At 72.3% G+C, this 16621-nt stretch carries 16 protein-coding genes and 1 tRNA gene; 9 read left to right on the plus strand and 8 right to left on the minus strand.

The genetic code is table 11. The features are described from left to right. Positions 1–13: 13 nt before the first annotated feature. Complete coding sequence (locus WFH32_RS14890; RefSeq protein ID WP_336708109.1) at positions 14–2317, minus strand: SpoIIE family protein phosphatase; 2304 nt, start codon at positions 2315–2317, stop codon at positions 14–16. A 183-nt stretch (positions 2318–2500) separates the two neighbouring features. Between WFH32_RS14890 and WFH32_RS14895 the strand changes: the two genes are divergently transcribed. Then, positions 2501–3187: a J-domain-containing protein gene (locus tag WFH32_RS14895; RefSeq protein ID WP_336708110.1), complete on the plus strand. Its 687-nt coding sequence runs from the start codon at positions 2501–2503 to the stop codon at positions 3185–3187. 51 nt (positions 3188–3238) lie between these two features. Then, entirely contained in the window at positions 3239–4447 is a 1209-nt protein-coding gene (locus WFH32_RS14900; RefSeq protein ID WP_336708111.1) for an alpha/beta hydrolase, read from the plus strand. Here WFH32_RS14900 and WFH32_RS14905 read toward each other — a convergent pair. Then, positions 4438–4941, minus strand: a complete 504-nt coding sequence (locus WFH32_RS14905; protein ID WP_191797144.1) for a low molecular weight protein-tyrosine-phosphatase — start codon at positions 4939–4941, stop codon at positions 4438–4440. The genes WFH32_RS14900 and WFH32_RS14905 overlap by 10 nt on opposite strands. Positions 4942–5172: 231 nt before the next feature. Between WFH32_RS14905 and WFH32_RS14910 the strand changes: the two genes are divergently transcribed. Then, positions 5173–6084, plus strand: a complete 912-nt coding sequence (locus tag WFH32_RS14910) for an SDR family oxidoreductase (RefSeq protein ID WP_191797104.1) — start codon at positions 5173–5175, stop codon at positions 6082–6084. A 48-nt stretch (positions 6085–6132) separates the two neighbouring features. After that, entirely contained in the window at positions 6133–6609 is a 477-nt protein-coding gene (locus WFH32_RS14915) for an MFS transporter (protein ID WP_336708113.1), read from the plus strand. 338 nt (positions 6610–6947) lie between these two features. Here the strand turns inward: WFH32_RS14915 and WFH32_RS14920 are convergent, their stop codons facing one another. Further along, positions 6948–7244 (minus strand): hypothetical protein, encoded by a 297-nt coding sequence (locus WFH32_RS14920; RefSeq protein WP_336708115.1) that lies wholly within the window; start codon positions 7242–7244, stop codon positions 6948–6950. An 84-nt stretch (positions 7245–7328) separates the two neighbouring features. After that, positions 7329–8150: a class I SAM-dependent methyltransferase gene (locus tag WFH32_RS14925; RefSeq protein WP_336708116.1), complete on the minus strand. Its 822-nt coding sequence runs from the start codon at positions 8148–8150 to the stop codon at positions 7329–7331. A gap of 226 nt (positions 8151–8376) precedes the next feature. On the opposite strand from WFH32_RS14925, the gene WFH32_RS14930 reads away from it, so the two are divergent. Continuing rightward, on the plus strand, positions 8377–9078 hold the full coding sequence (locus WFH32_RS14930; protein WP_336708118.1) for a hypothetical protein: 702 nt from the start codon (positions 8377–8379) through the stop codon (positions 9076–9078). Positions 9079–9084: 6 nt separating this feature from the next. Here the strand turns inward: WFH32_RS14930 and idi are convergent, their stop codons facing one another. The 3 genes from idi to WFH32_RS14945 all read right to left on the minus strand — a co-directional run bounded on the left by idi (position 9085) and on the right by WFH32_RS14945 (position 11598). After that, positions 9085–9684 carry an isopentenyl-diphosphate Delta-isomerase gene (gene idi, locus WFH32_RS14935; protein ID WP_191797094.1) on the minus strand — a complete coding sequence of 200 codons (600 nt, stop codon included), beginning with the start codon at positions 9682–9684 and terminating at the stop codon, positions 9085–9087. Between the two features lie 190 nt (positions 9685–9874). Further along, positions 9875–11230 carry a permease prefix domain 1-containing protein gene (locus WFH32_RS14940; RefSeq protein ID WP_336708119.1) on the minus strand — a complete coding sequence of 452 codons (1356 nt, stop codon included), beginning with the start codon at positions 11228–11230 and terminating at the stop codon, positions 9875–9877. Continuing rightward, the gene (locus WFH32_RS14945; RefSeq protein ID WP_336708120.1) at positions 11227–11598 is read right to left on the minus strand and encodes a PadR family transcriptional regulator; all 372 of its coding nucleotides are present in this window, start codon (positions 11596–11598) and stop codon (positions 11227–11229) included. The genes WFH32_RS14940 and WFH32_RS14945 overlap by 4 nt, the downstream gene beginning before the upstream one ends. Positions 11599–11725: 127 nt before the next feature. Here WFH32_RS14945 and WFH32_RS14950 point away from each other — a divergent pair, with 127 nt between their 5' ends. Beyond that, complete coding sequence (locus WFH32_RS14950) at positions 11726–12394, plus strand: helix-turn-helix transcriptional regulator (protein WP_336708122.1); 669 nt, start codon at positions 11726–11728, stop codon at positions 12392–12394. A 178-nt stretch (positions 12395–12572) separates the two neighbouring features. After that, complete coding sequence (locus tag WFH32_RS14955; RefSeq protein ID WP_191797088.1) at positions 12573–14909, plus strand: trypsin-like serine peptidase; 2337 nt, start codon at positions 12573–12575, stop codon at positions 14907–14909. A gap of 89 nt (positions 14910–14998) precedes the next feature. On the opposite strand, the gene WFH32_RS14960 is transcribed toward WFH32_RS14955, so the two are convergent. Beyond that, positions 14999–15081 (minus strand) — tRNA-Leu (locus WFH32_RS14960). A gap of 292 nt (positions 15082–15373) precedes the next feature. On the opposite strand from WFH32_RS14960, the gene WFH32_RS14965 reads away from it, so the two are divergent. Together WFH32_RS14965 and WFH32_RS14970 are read left to right on the plus strand one after the other, a co-directional pair. Next, a complete protein-coding gene (locus WFH32_RS14965; RefSeq protein ID WP_138826978.1) occupies positions 15374–16078 on the plus strand; it encodes an FhaA domain-containing protein in 705 nt (234 codons plus the stop codon). Between the two features lie 10 nt (positions 16079–16088). Further along, entirely contained in the window at positions 16089–16616 is a 528-nt protein-coding gene (locus tag WFH32_RS14970; protein ID WP_191794661.1) for an FHA domain-containing protein FhaB/FipA, read from the plus strand. Positions 16617–16621 lie beyond the last annotated feature (5 nt).

Here is a 16621-nt window from a genome sequence, read left to right on the forward strand (position 1 = left end):
CGCAGGTCGGCCCTCAGTCGTCCCCGGACTCGTCCTCTGCCTCGTCCTGCGCCCGACGGCGCAGCACCAGCAGCGTCGCGTCGTCCTCCGACGCGGGGTCCCGGGTCGCGCGCAGCACGGCGTCGACGTCGCCCACGTGCTCGGCGAAGGTCCCGGCGAGCCGGCGAAGGCCCACCTTGAGCGACTCGTCCCGGCGCTCGAAGAGCCCGTCGCTGTAGAGCACGAGGGCACCGCCGGGCGCGATCGACGTGGTCCCGGCCTCGAACCGCAGCGCTCCCAGCCCGAGCGGCGGACCGCCCAGCAGCCGGCCCCACACGACGCCCTCGCCCGGCACGAGGAAGAAGGGCGGTGGGTGCCCGGCCGTCACGTACTCGACCGAGCCCTCGTCGAGGTCGACGACCGCGACGACGAGCGTCGCGATCTGCCCCGGCATGGTCCATCGCACGGTCTCGGCGACCTGCTCGACGGCCCCGCGCGCGGTCCCGGCCTGCACGAGCGCGGCGCGCAACGTGTTGCGGAGCTGACCCATCGAGGCGGCTGCCTGGAGCCCGTGGCCCGTGACGTCCCCGACGACGAGCCCGAGCGCGCCCGAGGGCAGGCGCAGCGCGTCGTACCAGTCGCCGCCGACGAAACCTCCGCCCGCCGGCTCGTACCGCGCGGTGACGGTCCAGCCCGGTGTGTCCGGCAGCGATGCGGGGAGGAGGCTCCGTTGCAGGGCCTCGGCCGCACGCACGTCCCGGCGCCCGGCCAGGTAGAGCGCCTCGACGAGGTGGCTGCGCAGGGCTCCGGCCGTCTCGACGGCGTCCTCGGCCCAGGGCTCGCTGTGGCCGCTCACGACCTCGCGCCAGCGCTCGAACGACTTGCGAGGGCTGAGCCGGACCGTGTCGCCCTCGCTGCGTGCGATGGCCTTGTTGTGCGGGTCGCCGCCCCAGTCGACGCTGCGCAGCACCTCGTCGCGCAGCCAGAGCACGACCTGACCGTCGTTGAGGTGCGCGCCCAGCACCCCCGCGACGTCGGGCAGGCGCTCCGCGAGGTCCGGGGCGGCCACGCGCAGCGAGTCGATCGCGACGACCTCGTCGTCCGCGGCGGCGAGCCGTTCCGCGAACCACCCGGCGAGCAGGGCGACCCCTGCGTCGTCGGGCACGTGCCCGAGCGAGGCCGAGCGCCCCTCGGCGAGAACCACGGCCCCGTCGGCGCCCACGAGGTCGAGCAGCCGACCGTCTGCCGTGAGCGCCTCGACGAGCGACGTGTCCTCGTCGCGGCTGTCCGCCACGAGGCCCGCGAGCAGGCGCGCCGACGCGCGCGACGCGGCCAGGCGGTCCTCCTCGCTCTGCGCGACGAGCAGCACCGACAGCGCGGCGCCCAGGAACTCCGCGGCCGCGCGCACCGCGTAGGGCGGGTGGTGCGGCCCGGAGTAGTGGTGGCACGCGATGAGGCCCCAGAGCTTCCCGTCGCGAAGCAGCGAGATCGACATCGACGCGCCCACGCCCATGTTCGCGAGGTACTCGAGGTGGATCGGGGAGACGCTGCGCAGCGTCGAGTAGGTGAGGTCGAGCGGCTGCCCCGTGGTCGGGAGGTCGGTCGGGACGACGTCGCACGGCACGTAGCCCACGTCGTCGATCAGCCGGATCCAGTTCTTCTCGTACAGCGCGCGGGCCTGGCGCGGGATGTCGGTCGCGGGGTAGTGCAGCCCGTAGAACGAGTTGAGGTCCTCGCGCTTGGCCTCGGCGACGACCTCGCCGTTGTGGTCGGCGTCGAAGCGGTAGATCATCACGCGGTCGAAGCCCGTCAGGTGCCGGACGTGCTGCGCCGCGGTCCCGAACAGCGCGGGCAGCGTCCCGGCCCGGTCGAGGTCCGCGAGCGCCGCGCGCACGGCCTGGTACGTGTTGGGGAAGCTGAGGGGGCGTACGACGGCGGGCTCGAGCTCGATCACGACGACGGGCTCGGCGTCGGCCGGCAGCGGCGGGCGGTGCAGGATCGCGTCGGTCGCGGCCTCGCGGGCCGTCCCCGTGCGGATCTCGACGGGGTTGTGCGGCGCGAGGTCGGGGTGCTGGGCGACGTGCGTGAGGAGCCTCGTGCCGTCGTCGGCGCCCAGGACCTCGGACAGGTGGGCGCCGAGCACGTCCTCGGTGTCTCGTCCCAGGACCTCGCGCACGGTGGTCGAGCACTGCACCACGTGGCCGTCGGACTCCCGCACCACGAGCAGCGCCCCGCGGGGCTGGATGCGTCCGGGGATGTGGATGGGCTCGCGCGCGCAGTTCTCGAGGTCGATCGTCTCGGCCGGGCTGAGAAGTTCTTCGTCCGTGCTCTGGGTCATGTGCAGCTCCCCTCCCGCAAGGTGCGGGCCGTTCATGGCAGCGCGCTGCCGACAAGTCCCGGCTGCTTCTTCACCGATGACGAGCACACCCGGTCGGAAGAGGCCGGGCGGCTCAGCGTACAACGCCCGCGATCGGCGAGGATGGGAGCAGCACCCGTCCAGCGCCGACCGTGGGAGGACCCGATGACCGAGGACGACCCGGTGCGCCGGGCCGCGCAGTACCGCGTGGACCGCGAGGCCGCGCTCGAGGCGGCGGAGGCTGCAGCCGAGGAGCCCGCCCAGGAGGGCGCCGCCGACGGTGACGGCCCTGCGCGCGCACGGCTCCCGCTCGAGAACCGTGGCCAGTGGGTCGACGAGCTGGTCCGCCAGGCCATGGCCCGCGGCGAGTTCGACGACCTGCCGCTCGCGGGCAAGCCCATCCCTGGCCTGGGCGCGCGGTACGACCCCGACTGGTGGCTCAAGAACCTCGTCGAGCGCGAGCAGATCACGGGCATCCTGCCGCCGGCGCAGCTGCGGGCCGACGACGCCCGGCTGCGCGACGAGCTCGACCGCCAGTTCTCGGAGGAGTCGGTGCGGGAGGTCCTCGCGGAGTTCAACGCGCGCGTGGTCGACGCGCGGCGCCAGCTCCTGGGCGGCCCGCCCGTGGTCACGCCCCTGCGGGACGTCGAGGAGGAGGTGTCGCTCTGGCGCGAACGGCGGGCGGCCCGCAGCGCTGCGTCGTCCTCCGGCCCGACGGCGCCGCGCACCTCCCGGGACGGCTCACCCCGGGACCGCTCGCCCCGGGCGGCCGACGGCTCGGGCGCGACGGGCGCCCGGCGGTGGTGGCGCCGTCGGCCGGGCGGACCGGCGGGCGGCACCGAGGCGACCTGAACCACCCGCTCCCGGCGAGCGCTCCCACCCACCGGCTCCTACCCTCGGGACATGCCCGAACCCACCGCCCCGACCGCCGAGCCGACGGGCTGGGCGCCCGACGTCCTCGACGGGTTCGAGCAGCTCACCCTGCCCCTCGACCCCGACGACGAGGGCGAGGTCGTCGCGACGCTGGTGCGCCGCCGTCGGGACGCAGAGGGCGGCACAGCCGGCGACACGCTCCACGGAGGAGCGCGCCCCGCGGGCGTGCGCGACCGCGGGATCGACGTCCTGTACGTGCACGGCTGGTCCGACTACTTCTTCCAGACCGGGCTCGCGGACTTCTGGGAGGCCCAGGGCGCGCGGTTCTTCGCGCTCGACCTGCGCAAGTACGGCCGCAGCCTGCGCCCGGGCCAGACCCCCGGGTTCGTCACGAGCCTCGCGACGTACGACGAGGACATCGAGGCCGCGCTCGCCGCGATGGGGCACGGCGTCCTGACCGCCGACCCCGTGATGCGCGAGCGCGGCCTGGTCCTCATGGGCCACTCCACGGGCGGGCTCACGCTGAGCCTGTGGACCGCGCGCAACCAGGGCCGTGTCGCAGGGCTCGTCCTCAACAGCCCGTGGCTCGAGTTCCAGGCGCGCGACATCGGGCGCAAGGTGCTCGCCCCCGCGATCGCGCTCCAGGCGCGGCTCGACCCGCGCGTCCCCCTGCCCCAGGTCGACCTCGGCTTCTACACGCGCTCGGTGTCCAGGACGCTCGACGGCGAGTGGGACTACGACCTCGCGTGGCGTCCCGTGCGCGGGTTCGTCGTGCACGGGGGCTGGCTCAACGCGGTCCTGCACGGGCAGGCGGCGGTCGAGCTGGGGCTCGGGATCGCCGTGCCCGTCCTCGTGCTGCTGTCCACGAGCAGCACGCTCCTGCCCCGCTGGACCCCCGAGATGATGCACAGCGACACGGCCCTCGACGTCGTCGGGATCGCGCGGCGGTCGACCGACCTCGGGAGCCTCGTCCTGCTCGCCCGCATCGAGGGGGCTCTGCACGACGTGGTGCTCTCGGCCGCTCCCGCCCGGGCCGCGGCCTACGAGCAGATCGCCACGTGGGTGCACGGGTACGTGCCCGAGCCGGAGTCCGCGGCGGAGCCCGGGTCGGACGAGGCGCGGACCGAGACGACCGGGGTCGGCGCGTGGGCGCCGGTCCGGTGGGCACGCTCGGCGGCGGGGGCCGTGGGCGCGAGCGTGCGCGGGTGGGCCGCCCGGGCGCGATCGCCTCAGGCCTGACGTCGCGCGAGCTCCCCGCGCACGAACTCGACCACGCCGTCCGCGGCGGCCTCGACCTGCGCTAGGCAGTCCTCGAAGTCCTGCATACCGCCGTACCAGGGGTCGTCGATGTCGAGCAGGTGCTCGTCGCGCTCGGCCCGCTCCCGCGGGACGACGGGCGCCGCCGGGTCGAACGTCCGGTACATGCGCACGTTCCCGTCGCCGTGCATCCGGCGCAGGGCACGCGCGTGCTGCGACGTCATCGGCAGCACCAGGTCGCGGGAGACGAGGTCGCTCGCGCGGACCTGGCGGGCGTGGTGGCCGTCGCCCGTGTCGTACCCGTGCTCGGCCAGGACGCGGCGCGCACGGCGGTCCACCGGGTTGCCGTGCTCCTCCGCGCTGATGCCCGTCGAGTCCACGACCACGCGCCCGCCCAGCCCCGCGGCCTCGAACCGGTCGCGCAGCACGATCTCCGCCATGGGCGAGCGGCAGATGTTGCCCGTGCAGACCGTCATCACGCGGTAGGGGCCGTGGCCGGGATCGGGGGTCGCGTCGTGGGAAGTCGTCACCCGACCAGTCTGCCCGAACCGTGCGCCCTGCCCCGCCTGCGTGACGAGACGGGTGGTCCCGCACGAGACGGGTGGGTCGACCGACGCCCGGGAGACCTGTCTCGGACGCACCGACCCGTCTCGCGACCGTCGTCCCGCCGTCGGGCACTTCCCGCGCGCCCGGCCTACCGTGGACGCATGACCATCAGGACGGACTCGGGGATCGTCGCGGTGACCGGCGCGAGCGGGCAGCTCGGATCGAAGCTCGCGCTCCGGCTCGCCGCCGAGGGAGCCGCCCAGCGCCTCGTGGTGCGGGACACCTCCCGGACGCCGCGCCTGCCCGACGGCGACCCGCTGCCCGACTCCGAGGTCGCGGTCACCGCCGGGTACACCGACACCGAGCGCATGGTCCGCGCCTTCCGGGGCGCCCGTTCGGTCTTCCTCGTCTCGGCGCGCGAGGCGCCCGACCGGGTCGCCGAGCACCGGGCAGCCGTGGACGCGGCCGTCGCCGCGGGCGTCGAACGCATCGTCTACGTGTCGTTCGTGGGCGCGGCCCCCGAGGCCACGTTCACGTTCGCACGCGACCACTGGCACACCGAGGAGTACATCAAGGGCACCGGCCTGAAGTACACGTTCCTGCGCGACAACCTCTACCACCAGGGCCTGGTCCACATGGTCGGGGACGACGGCGTCATCCGCGGCCCGGGCGGCGACGGGCGGCTCGCGTCGGTGTCGCACGACGACATCGCCGACGTCGCGACCGCGATCCTCCTCGACGAGCGCCCCCACGCGCACGACGGGAAGACGTACGACGTGACCGGCCCCGAGGCGCTGACCCTCACCGAGGTCGCGAGCGTGCTCTCCGGCGTCACGGGCCGCACCATCACGTACCACCCGGAGACGGTCGAGGAGGCATACGCGTCGCGCGCCGTCTACGCCGCGCCACCGTTCGAGGTCGACGGCTGGGTCTCGTCCTACACCGCGATCGCCACGGGCGAGCTGGCCGGGGTGAGCGACGTCGTCGAACGCTTCGCCGGGCGGCCCGCACAGGGCTTCGCCGAGTGGCTCGACGATTACCCCGAGGAGTGGGACCGCCTCCTCCCTGCCTGACCGCCCAGCCAGGGCTGCGCACCGCAGCACCGCTTCGAAGGAGCGTCCATGAGCACGCAGTCGGACGGGACGGGCCAGCCCTCCTCCCCGCGCACCGCGCAGGGCCCCGTCGCCCCGGACCACCGGTGGGCCGGGCTGTTCGTCCTCGCCACGGCGCTGTCGATGATCGTGCTCGACGGGACGATCGTGGGCGTCGCGCTGCCGACGATCATCGAGGACCTGCACCTCGACCTGGGCGACGCGCAGTGGGTCAACGCGTCCTACTCGGTCGTGTTCGCGGCGCTCCTGCTCACCACGGGGCGCCTGGGTGACCGCCTGGGGCGGCGGAACATGCTGCTCGGGGGCGTCGTGGTCTTCCTCGCGGGGAGCCTCCTCGCGTCGCAGGCCGACGACGCCGGGACCCTCGTCGTGGCGCGCCTGATCCAGGGCGTCGGTGGCGCGTTCGTCCTGCCCGCGACGCTGTCCACGGTCAACGCGACGTTCCGCGGCAAGGACAGGGCCGTCCGATCTGGCGGCCGAGGGTGACGGGTCCGAACCTGTCGAGAAAAACCCTGGCGACCCTGCGGACGGCAGGCGTAGCGTCGTCCGTACATGGGAAAGGAGGTGGTCCACGAAGTGAAGAATCTTCGGACACATGAGGTGGTTGCACGCTAGTCGTGCCATCGAGCAACGGACCTTGCGAGGAACCCGCGGCCGACAGGTGACCGTCACGTCACCCACGACCGGCGAGAACCGAGCAACCACCGGAGCCCGCGGGAGTCGCGCCCTTGTCCAGCGCGACGGGTGGAGGAATCCACCGGCCCGCGGGCTTCTTCACGCCCTGGTCGAAGGCGCCCTCTGCGGCTGGACCGAGAGACGTCCCGTCAGGCCGACGAACGTGATCGGTCGTGGGCCACGAGTCCACGCACGCGGCGCCAGGCCCGGATGGCAGGGACCGTCAGCCACGCGGACAGGGCCACCGACGGGACGACCCAGAACCACGGGAACGGGTCGCCTGTGTGAAAGCTCCGCATCCCGGTCTGCCAGTCGTTGGTCTGCGCGAGCTGCCACGCCATGACCGCAATCCCCGCGAGCAGGAGCGGCACGCAACCTGCCGCGGTCACGACCCACGCCGTCCGTCGCGCCAGCGTGGTGTCACCGACGAACCTGACCTCGTTCACGACGAGCAGGGTACCGGCCGGCCAGGTAGGGCCAGGTAGGGAAGTCGCCGTCACCCTCGGCGGGTCCCAACGTCCCCTCGGCGGTCAGAACGGCTTGCGCGCCACCACGAGGAACCGCGGCGCCTCGTCCACGAAGTCGTTGCCCGCCGCGAAGTGCATGTGCAGCGCACGCAGCGGGGCCTCGTACCGCCCGATCGCCTCGGACGACAGGCTCGCGATCTCCGGGACCTGCCACGCGATGACCTTGAGGTACCAGAGCAGCGAGCTCAGGTCGTGGAAGTGCCGGGTCCCGACGTGCTCGCGCGCCACGTCGATCACGAAGCCGGCCTCGGCCAGGTCGGCGACGGCGCCCTCGAGCGTCACGTCGTCCGGGTCCCAGGGGAGCTGTGCGCCGAGCGCGGTGTTGACCCGGATACCGTCCCGGGAGTCGACCTGCTGCGTGATGAACACGCCTCCCGGTTCCAGGACGCGCAGGACCTCGGACGGCTCGAACTCCTCGTGCCGGTCGAGCACGACCGCGAACCGGCCGTCGAGGAACGGCAGCATGAGGCCCTCGCCCTTGCTGCTCCCCACCTGCCGGACGTCCACGCCCAGGGGTTCGAGGCGCCGTCGGGCCACCGGGACGTTCGGAGGCCAGCCCTCCGTCGCGGCCGAACCCTCCGGCAAGGGCGCGAGCGAGCCGAACGCCTCGCCACCACCTGTCCCCAGGTCCAGGACCGGACCTCGACCGCTGCCGACGAGCTCGCGCGCGAGCACCAGGTAGTCCCAGGGCAGAGGGTCCTCGATGCAGCGGTCGTCGATCGGGGACAGGTCGAAGCCCACGACCGGGGTCGCCCGCGCCCACTCGACGTGCGCCTCGAACGGGGCGGCGCGGTCGGGGACGGGCAGGACTCCGGCTTCAGACATGCGTCGATTGTCCCCCGGCAGAGCGTGCTCGGTCGAAACGGCACGCCCGCCCCACGACGACCCGCACCGTGCCGGGGTCCAGGGCGGATGCCCGTGGCACACAACGCGACAAAGCGGTATTTTCGTGCGCCGGCACCACGCCACACCACCACCCGACACGAGGATTCCCCTGAGCCCCGCACCCCACCCCCTCAGCGACCGCGCGACCCACAAGGTCCGTGCCGTCGTGGACCGCCACCGGTCGACCCTCGGCGAGCTGCGGCACGTCGAGTCCTGCACGCTCTCGGCGCGCGCGATCGGTACCGTGGCGGGAGTCTTCTCCCTGCTCGTCGCGGTCGTGGCGTTCAACGGGCGCGTCGTCGAGGTGATCGGATTCGCCCTCGCGATGGGCCTGGTCCTGGCCGTGGTCCTGCGGTTCGTCGCGAGCGAGAAGCTCCTCGTGCTCGAACGTGGCCTCGTCGTGGGCTCGTTCGGGCCGTTCATGACGCCCTATGCCGTGCCGTACGCGGACGTCGTCGTGCCGAGCGTCTCGGCGATCGTCGGGACCCAGCGTCCGGTGACGCTGCTCAAGGCCGACCAGGGAGCGTCGGCGACCAACCGGACGGCCTTGTGGTCGCTGCGGTCCGTGACGTTCGTGGGGCCGACGGCGGAGGACTCCCGAGCGTTCACCCGGACCGGGACGTGGCAGCCCCGGCCCGAGAAGCAGGACCTGTGGGTGTTCTCGGTGCGGGGCGCGCGGCGCCAGGAGATCCTGGTGCGCGAGCTCGCCGCGGCGCTGCACCGGTCGGGTCAGCCGGGGGCCGAGCTCGTTCTGCCGCACGCCCTGCCGGCGCGTCGGCTGCGCGTGAGCGTCGCCGACGCCGACCACCTGCACCTGCCCGAGAAGCTGCGCTCGGCGAGCGTCCAGGTCCGCTCCCGGGTCGGCTGAAGCCGCTCAGCCCAGAGCCGCGGCGACCTCGGTCAGCAGGGGCGAGACGGCGCCGTCGGGCCTGCTCGCCGCGTCGCGGAGCGCCGCGACCTGCAGGACCATCCACGGGCTGAACGCCCACGGCGTCGCGTCGACCGCGCTCCCCAGCGCGCCCGGCGCGGCCCACTCGAGCTCGGCGACCTCGTCCGGGTTGGCCGTCACGTCGCTGGCGGCGCGCGCGACGTACACGGGGCAGATCTCGTTCTCGACCACGCCCGACGCGTCCACGGCCCGGTACCGGAACCCCGGCACGGCGACCTCGAGGCCCTCGATCCGCAGGCCCAGCTCGTGCGCGGCGTGCCGCGTGATGGACTCCTCGGTCGTCTCCGTCCAGCGCGGGTGCCCGCAGAACGAGTTGGTCCACACGCCCGGCCACGTGCGCTTCGACAGGGCGCGACGCGTCACGAGGAGGCGACCTGCGCCGTCGAGCACGTAGCAGGAGAACGCGAGGTGCAGCGGCGTCTCCGTGGTGTGGACGTCGCTGCGCGCGAAGGTCCCGGTCCGGTTCCCCTCGGCGTCGACGGTCACGACGTGGTCGGCGGCGACGGGCACGTGCACGTCGGTCATGGCTCCTCCAGTGTCCTGCGGTGCTGTCGGGGGTGCACCGGTCGCAGGACCGGTGCGAGCAGCACGGGCGCGGGCGCGCCCGGGGCATCCGGCCCACTGTCACACACCGGGGGAGAGGAAGGAAGTCCGTCCGTCACGTGTTCCTCCGAGCCCGACGGCGCAGGGTCGCCCTGCGCCGTCGGGCCGCCCGTCAGACGAACCCGAAGACCGGCGGGAACGCCACGACCACGACCGCCGCCCACACGGCGTACACCGGCAGGAACTGCGTCTGCCAGCGTCCGAGAGCGGCGAACGGGCGCCGTCCCCGCAGGAACCCCGTGAGCAGGAGCGCCGACCCCACGAGGTGCACGAGCAGCAGGAGGTTGAGCCCCAGGGCCGCGACCTTGTTGGGGCTGAACCCGAACTCGGCGATGCGGGTCAGCATCGCGGTGAGCGCGACCGCGTCGACCGCGAACGCCGCGACGACCAGGGCGAGCAGGAGCGCGTCGAACAGGTGGGGCGGCGAGAGCGGGTCGCGTGCGGAGACCGAGTAGAGCAGCAGGCACAGGACGAGGACCAGGATCGCGTCCATGAGGATGAGGAGGCCGCGGTCGGTGTCGAGCAGGGAGCCGGCCGTCGCGAGGACCACGAACAGCACGAGCAGCATGACGATCGTCAGCGGCGTGAAGACGCGGGTCAGGACGGGTGCGATGTTCTCGACCACGTTCTGCTTGGCCTCGACGAGCCAGGCCGCGACGACGAGCGCCCCGGGCACCGCGAAGGGCAGGACCCAGCCCTCGAAGAACGGCTCGGGGTCGATCCCCACGATGTTCAGGGTCCCGAACGTGAGGCCCAGCAGGACGCCGCCTCCCAGGGCGAGGAGCGTGAAGTAGATCGCCAGCTCGCCCGTGAACCGGGCGAAGTCCATGCGGCCGCTGTCCGAGCGCCAGCGCCCGCCGACGTACGCGATCCCCACGAGCGCCCACAGGACGACGGGGGCGTGCAGGGCGGCGAGGAGCAGGGTCGATCCGTCCGCCTCGAACGGGTAGACGTTGAGCACGACCGCGAGCACCGCGAACGGGACCAGGAGCATCGCGCCCACGCCCCACGTGAGGCGGCGCTTCCAGGCGAAGTAGCCCGCGAGGAACGGGAGGACGAGCAGGCTGATGTTGCGCATCAGGACCGTCTCGTCGCCGATCAGCCCGGAGGCGATCTTGACCGCGACGCCGGCCCCGACCGCGAGCGCGAGGACGACGGCGAGCTCGCGCCACGAGCTCCCGCCACGACCCGTGGTGCCTGGGTCCGGGACGAGCACGAGCTGCTTCCACAGGCGGTCCGAGTGCTCGCGGGCGAACTCGCGCGAGACCTCGTCGAGGTTGCCCATGCGCTTGACGGCCACCAGGAAGGCCTCGTCGTCGTCGAGGCCCGTCGCGGTCAGGTCGGCGACCTGCTCCCGCAGGTGGTCCTCCATCTCGTCGACGTCGGCCGTGGAGATCGCCTGACGGCGCTGGACGTAGCTGCGCCACTGGTCGATCTGGGCCTCGAGCTCCGGGGTGCCGGCCATCATGCCCACCCCTCGGCCACGGCGCGGGGTGACTGGGCGTCGCCCATGTCCTTCCACACCTGCTGGAGCGCGTCGGCGACGACCTGCCACTGCGCGCGGCGCTCGGCGAGCGCCTGGTGGCCGGCGGGCGTCAGGGCGTAGTGCTTGCGCCGCCGCCCGACGTCGGACACTCCCCACGTCGCCTCGACGAACCCGAGGCGTTCGAGCCTGTGGAGCAGGGGGTAGAGCATCCCGTCGGTCCACTGCATGTGACCGCCCGAGAGCTCGTTGACGCGTCGGACGATCGCGTAGCCGTACGACTCCCCGTCCGCGAGGATGCCGAGGACGAGCGGCGTGGCCGAGGCGGCGACGAGGTCCTTGTCGATGTGCATGGTGCTCCAATACCTAGGACTGCTAGGGGTAACTAACCTAGCAGATCTAGGTATGACGGTGCGGGTCCCCCGAGACAGGCCCGGCCCGCGGTTGCCGACCCTCACGACCCGTGCCAGAAAGACGACCGTGGAGAACTCGCGGCCGAGCATCACGGTCATCGCGCCGCACGGGACCGCCCTCGGCCCCGCGCTCCACGCCGGACTCGTGGCCCGCGGGTGGACGGCCGACCTGCACACCGTCTCCCGAGCCGACCCCACGCACCTGCGGACGAGGGCGGTCGTCGTCATCGAGGACGACGACGGCAACCCCCGGATGGGCCTGCCCACGTCCGGGTCGCTCACGACCTGCGTCTGCGTCGGCTCGGTGCGATCCGTGTCGGTCCTCCTCACGCTGCACGGGCGGGGCGCCACGGTCCTCAACCAGTCCGCGTCCCTGCTCTCGCTGCTCCGGCTCGTCGAGAGGGCACACCTGACACCCGGCCGGACCGAGCACGAGGCCGTCGCGTTCTCCCGCACGCTGCAGCGGCGACGCGACGAGAGCGCCGGCCTGGGCCGCCTGACCGCCGCCGAGAGCGGCATCCTGCGCGGCATGATCGCCGGCTTCAGCGCGGCGCAGATGAGCAACCAGCGCTACCTCTCGACCCACACGATCCGCAGCCACATCAAGTCGATCCTGACCAAGCTCCAGGTGCGGTCCCAGCTCGAGGCGGTGGCCGTCGCCCGTCGCTCCGGCCACATGACCTGGCTCCACGACGCCCCGGCACAGTTCACCAATTCTGGTGAGGACGACACCTGACGCCGTCGAGCAGAGTGAGGAACGCACGACGACGTGCGCGAGGCTCCCGCACCACCGCCCCCTCGGAGGCGGCGACGACGAGGCCCTCGCACCCACCCGGACCAGGGGACCGGTGATGCATCGATGACGAGCTGAGCACGACCATCCGTAGTCACTCGAACACGCAAGGGGATCGATGATGAGACAGGTATCGAACACGCAACCGACCACGCTCCTCAACACCACGGTCGTCGGCCAGCCCTGGCAGCCGAGCTACAAGCCGGGCCTCGGCGTCGACGCCGTGACCGGCCAGCTCCGCGCCTCGGCCGTCAAGCCGTTCACCGTCACGCCCAGCACGACCCAGAACCCCGAGTTCATGTACTCGTTCATCCAGGCGGAGAGCGACGTCCAGACCCTCATCAGCGCCTCGCTGAAGGGCTCGTACAACATCGAGGGCATCACGGTCAGCGCCAGCACCTCGTTCCTCGACGAGCTCGCCGTCTCCGACCTCGCGGTGACCCTCGTCGCCGAGGTGTCCGTCGAGGACGGCCAGTACTCGCTCGCCCCGTCGTACGAGCTCGCGGTCCAGCCCGGACCGGGCTTCCGCGAGAAGTACGGCGACTACTTCGTGGCCGGCTACCGTTCAGGCTCCTCGCTGTACGTCACCTACCAGTGCCGGTTCACGAGCACCGAGCAGCGCACGAAGTTCTCAGCGGCCGTGGCCGCCGAGGTCCCCCAGGTGTTCAGCACCGAGGGAAGCTCGAAGTTCGAGAAGGTCGCCTCGGAGCACGGCGCGAACGTCAGCATCCACATCACGGCACGCGGGGTCAAGGGCAGCTTCCCCGACCCGCCGTCGGGATCGACCTGGACGGCCGAGACCATCGTCTCGACGCTCCTGCCCTGGTTCAACGGGGCCCAGACGCCCGCCCCGCTCGAGTCCTACCTCATGGCCTACCGCATGATCGACCCGTCGATCTCGGGCGAGGTGCCCATCAGCCCCGACGTCTTCTCGCAGGTCGGCTACCTCTACGGCCAGTTCTGGCTCGCCCGGAGCCGCGTCAAGACCTGCCCCGAGTTCGGCAAGAAGCTCGTCGACGACCCGTTCCGCAGGCTCGAGAAGGACCTCGAGGCCTACCAGTCGTCGCTCCCGACCGACCAGCCCCGGATCGAGGCGTTCACGGCGGACACCAAGCGGCTCCTCGGCGAGCTCGACGTCGTCGGCAACCGCCAGACGTTCTACACCCAGGTCGTCGCCGCGTCGAAGACCGAGCCGGCCGAGGGGGAGAACTTCGACGCCGACAAGGGCCGCGTGCGCTGGGGCTACGGGTTCCAGCGCGGCGACGCCCCGGGCATCGACGTGGCCAGCGTCACCCAGAACTACTCGGCCGACTGGAAGATCGGGTGGCGGGAGAACGTGTTCACGTTCCGCGACACCTCCAAGGTGATCGTCGGGTGGGACGTGATCTGCAACCGGACCGACAACGGCGGCGACTGGCAGAAGCGCAGCGCCACGATCATCGGCCGCAACAACGGCAACGTCTACGTCAAGAGCGACTACGACCGCGGCTGCAGCTGGACGATCGTCTGGTACACGGTCGACGCCAACCTGTACCCGGCCGGCCCGTGGGCGCTGACCGCGACGCACGAGCCGGAGTTCGTCGAGTCCGACGACGTCGCCCGCGCACTCCACGCGACCGACGCCGAGGGCACCGACTACTGGACCCCCGAGCGGATGGAGGAGGCCGAACCGCTCGACCGCTCGGTCACGATCGACCGGGACTCCCTGGCGGTCACCGACGTCACCTCGACCGGCGCGGGCGGCACGATCTCCGGCACGGCCTCGTCCGAGGGCGGTCGCCTCGACCTGCTCGGCGCGGCCCAGACCTCCCGGGTCAAGGACCCCCAGTCCTTCCCCGAGCGGACCGTCGGCAAGCTCTTCTTCGTCATGGACGGCAAGCGGCACACGGCGTCGGCCGTCGTCGTCCACCGCTTCGGCATCATGACCGCCGCGCACTGCCTCGTGCTCGGGGGCAACCAGGCGACCGACATCGTCTTCGTCCCCGCCTACACGGCAGGCGCCGCCCCCTACGAGAAGTGGGCCGTCACACGGTCGGTGTGGCCCAGCGCGTGGACCACGGACGAGTCGTCCGCGTGGGACCTCGGGCTGTGCGTCGTCGCCCCCGACGGCGACGGACGAGGCGTCGGCGACGTCGTCGGCACGGCCGGCGTCCGGTGGGGGAGCACCGGCACCACCTGGGACAACACGGGCTACCCGGCCCGCCCGACCCCCCGGTTCCCGTTCGACGGCGAGCACATGTGGCACAGCCTCGGACGGCGCGTCGCGGACACCTTCCCGTCGACCGTCACGAAGGAGGACAACCTCACCGCAGGAGGCAGCGGGGGGCCGTGGTTCACGGCCGAGGACCCGACCGTGGTGAACGGCGTCTTCAGCAAGTACTCCGTCGACGAGGAGCTCAACGTCAGCCCCGAGTTCGCCGACTGGGTGGGGCAGTTCTACCACCACGTGTTCGGCTGACGCCCACCAGGACGGAACATGGCGGGTAGCAGACCGCCAGGTACGACGAAGGCCCCGGATCGACGATCCGGGGCCTTTCGTACATCACGTGCGCGAGGGGGGACTTGAACCCCCACGCCCTTTCGGACACTAGCACCTGAAGCTAGCGCGTCTGCCATTCCGCCACTCGCGCGTGCCGCAGAAGATTATCACGAGAGCCGACCCAGACCTGCATCGGTCGTCGGGCCACCTCCAAGAGGTCTTCCACAGGCGCCTCACCTGAGCCGGAGCCCGGTGCTGCACCAGAGAGAACAGTACCCCGCTCCGGCGACCGCCTCACGCCCGCGGCACCCGATCTCCCCCTGATCTCCCCGTCCACTTCAGCCGATCACCGGCTCGGCGAGGCCCCGGGTCGTTACGATCTAGGTAGTCTGCCCGGGGACCGTGTACCCGGTCGAAGCAACGTCGATGAGGGAGGAGGTGGCATGGGAGTCCTGGATCGTTTCGAGAAGGGCGTCGAACGCGTCGTCAACAACGCCTTCAAGGTCGGGCGCAGCGAGGTCAAGCCCGTCGAGCTGGCGAGCGCTCTGCGTCGTGAGGTCGACGACCGGGCCGCGGTCGTGGACCGCGACCGGACGGTCGTGCCCAACCAGTTCACCATCGAGCTGTCGCCGGACGACTACGCGCAGGTCGAGGGCTGGGGGGCGGAGTCGCTCGCCGACGAGCTCGCTGCCAACGTGACGGAGCACGCGGCGTCGCAGCACTACGCGTTCGTCGGCCCCGTGAGCGTGTCGTTCGAGCAGGAGGACTCCCTGGACACCGGGCGCTTCCAGCTCCGGTCCGCGAGCGTGCGGGGGAACGTCGCGCCGGCGACGAGCTCGGCGCCCAGCGCCCGTCACCCTCTGGTCGACATCGACGGGCAGCGGTACCTGCTCACCGGGCCCGTGACGGTCATCGGGCGTGGGTCCGAGGCCGACATCGTGGTCGACGACCCGGGCGTCTCCCGTCGCCATCTCGAGATCCGGGTCACGCCGGACGGTGTGATCGCGACGGACCTCGGCTCGACCAACGGTCTCTTCGTCGAGGGCCACCAGGTCCCGGCCGCTACCCTGCTCGACGGGAACAGCCTGACCATCGGGCGGACCCGCATCATGTTCTGGACGGGTGCGCCCGACAACGAGGATTGGTGATCCCCTCCGCATGACCGAGCTGACGTTCACCCTGCTGCGGCTGGGATTCCTGGTCCTCCTGTGGGTGTTCGTGTTCGCCGCGATCGGTGTGCTGCGACGCGACCTGTACGGCACCAAGATCACGGCGCGCAAGGGCCGGGGCACCCAGGAGACGCACCCTGCCACGGGTGCCACCCCGTCGCGCGGTTCCGCACCGTCGCGCGGAGCTGCTCCGTCGGCTCCCACGCCCGCGGCCCCTGCGCCGACCGGGCCGACACGGCTCGTCGTGACCGCCGGCCCGCTGCGCGGCACCACCGTCCCGCTCTCGGCCTCCTCGATCCTGCTGGGGCGTGCTCCCAGCTGCACCCTCGTCCTCGACGACGACTACTCGTCGTCCCGGCACGCCCGGATCTTCCCCCAGGGCGGGACCTGGTACGTGGAGGACCTCGGCTCGACGAACGGCACGTACATCAACGATCGACGCATCACCGGTATCGAAGCCCTGCCACCGGGTGTGGGCGTGCGGGTCGGTCAGAGCATCGTCGAGCTGCAGCGGTAGCGCCC

The sequence above is a fragment of the Oerskovia sp. USHLN155 genome (assembly GCF_037145535.1).
In the GTDB taxonomy this organism is placed as follows: domain Bacteria; phylum Actinomycetota; class Actinomycetes; order Actinomycetales; family Cellulomonadaceae; genus Oerskovia; species Oerskovia rustica.

What these genes read in the sequence shown, in the direction of transcription:
- WFH32_RS14890 (WP_336708109.1), bottom strand. Translation starts at nt 2,317, where the DNA reads ATGACCCAGAGCACGGACGAAGAACTTCTCAGCCCGGCCGAGACGATC.
- WFH32_RS14895 (WP_336708110.1), top strand. Translation starts at nt 2,501, where the DNA reads ATGACCGAGGACGACCCGGTGCGCCGGGCCGCGCAGTACCGCGTGGAC.
- WFH32_RS14900 (WP_336708111.1), top strand. Translation starts at nt 3,239, where the DNA reads ATGCCCGAACCCACCGCCCCGACCGCCGAGCCGACGGGCTGGGCGCCC.
- WFH32_RS14905 (WP_191797144.1), bottom strand. Translation starts at nt 4,941, where the DNA reads ATGACGGTCTGCACGGGCAACATCTGCCGCTCGCCCATGGCGGAGATC.
- WFH32_RS14910 (WP_191797104.1), top strand. Translation starts at nt 5,173, where the DNA reads ATGACCATCAGGACGGACTCGGGGATCGTCGCGGTGACCGGCGCGAGC.
- WFH32_RS14915 (WP_336708113.1), top strand. Translation starts at nt 6,133, where the DNA reads ATGAGCACGCAGTCGGACGGGACGGGCCAGCCCTCCTCCCCGCGCACC.
- WFH32_RS14925 (WP_336708116.1), bottom strand. Translation starts at nt 8,150, where the DNA reads ATGTCTGAAGCCGGAGTCCTGCCCGTCCCCGACCGCGCCGCCCCGTTC.
- idi (WP_191797094.1), bottom strand. Translation starts at nt 9,684, where the DNA reads ATGACCGACGTGCACGTGCCCGTCGCCGCCGACCACGTCGTGACCGTC.
- WFH32_RS14940 (WP_336708119.1), bottom strand. Translation starts at nt 11,230, where the DNA reads ATGATGGCCGGCACCCCGGAGCTCGAGGCCCAGATCGACCAGTGGCGC.
- WFH32_RS14945 (WP_336708120.1), bottom strand. Translation starts at nt 11,598, where the DNA reads ATGCACATCGACAAGGACCTCGTCGCCGCCTCGGCCACGCCGCTCGTC.
- WFH32_RS14955 (WP_191797088.1), top strand. Translation starts at nt 12,573, where the DNA reads ATGAGACAGGTATCGAACACGCAACCGACCACGCTCCTCAACACCACG.
- WFH32_RS14965 (WP_138826978.1), top strand. Translation starts at nt 15,374, where the DNA reads ATGGGAGTCCTGGATCGTTTCGAGAAGGGCGTCGAACGCGTCGTCAAC.
- WFH32_RS14970 (WP_191794661.1), top strand. Translation starts at nt 16,089, where the DNA reads ATGACCGAGCTGACGTTCACCCTGCTGCGGCTGGGATTCCTGGTCCTC.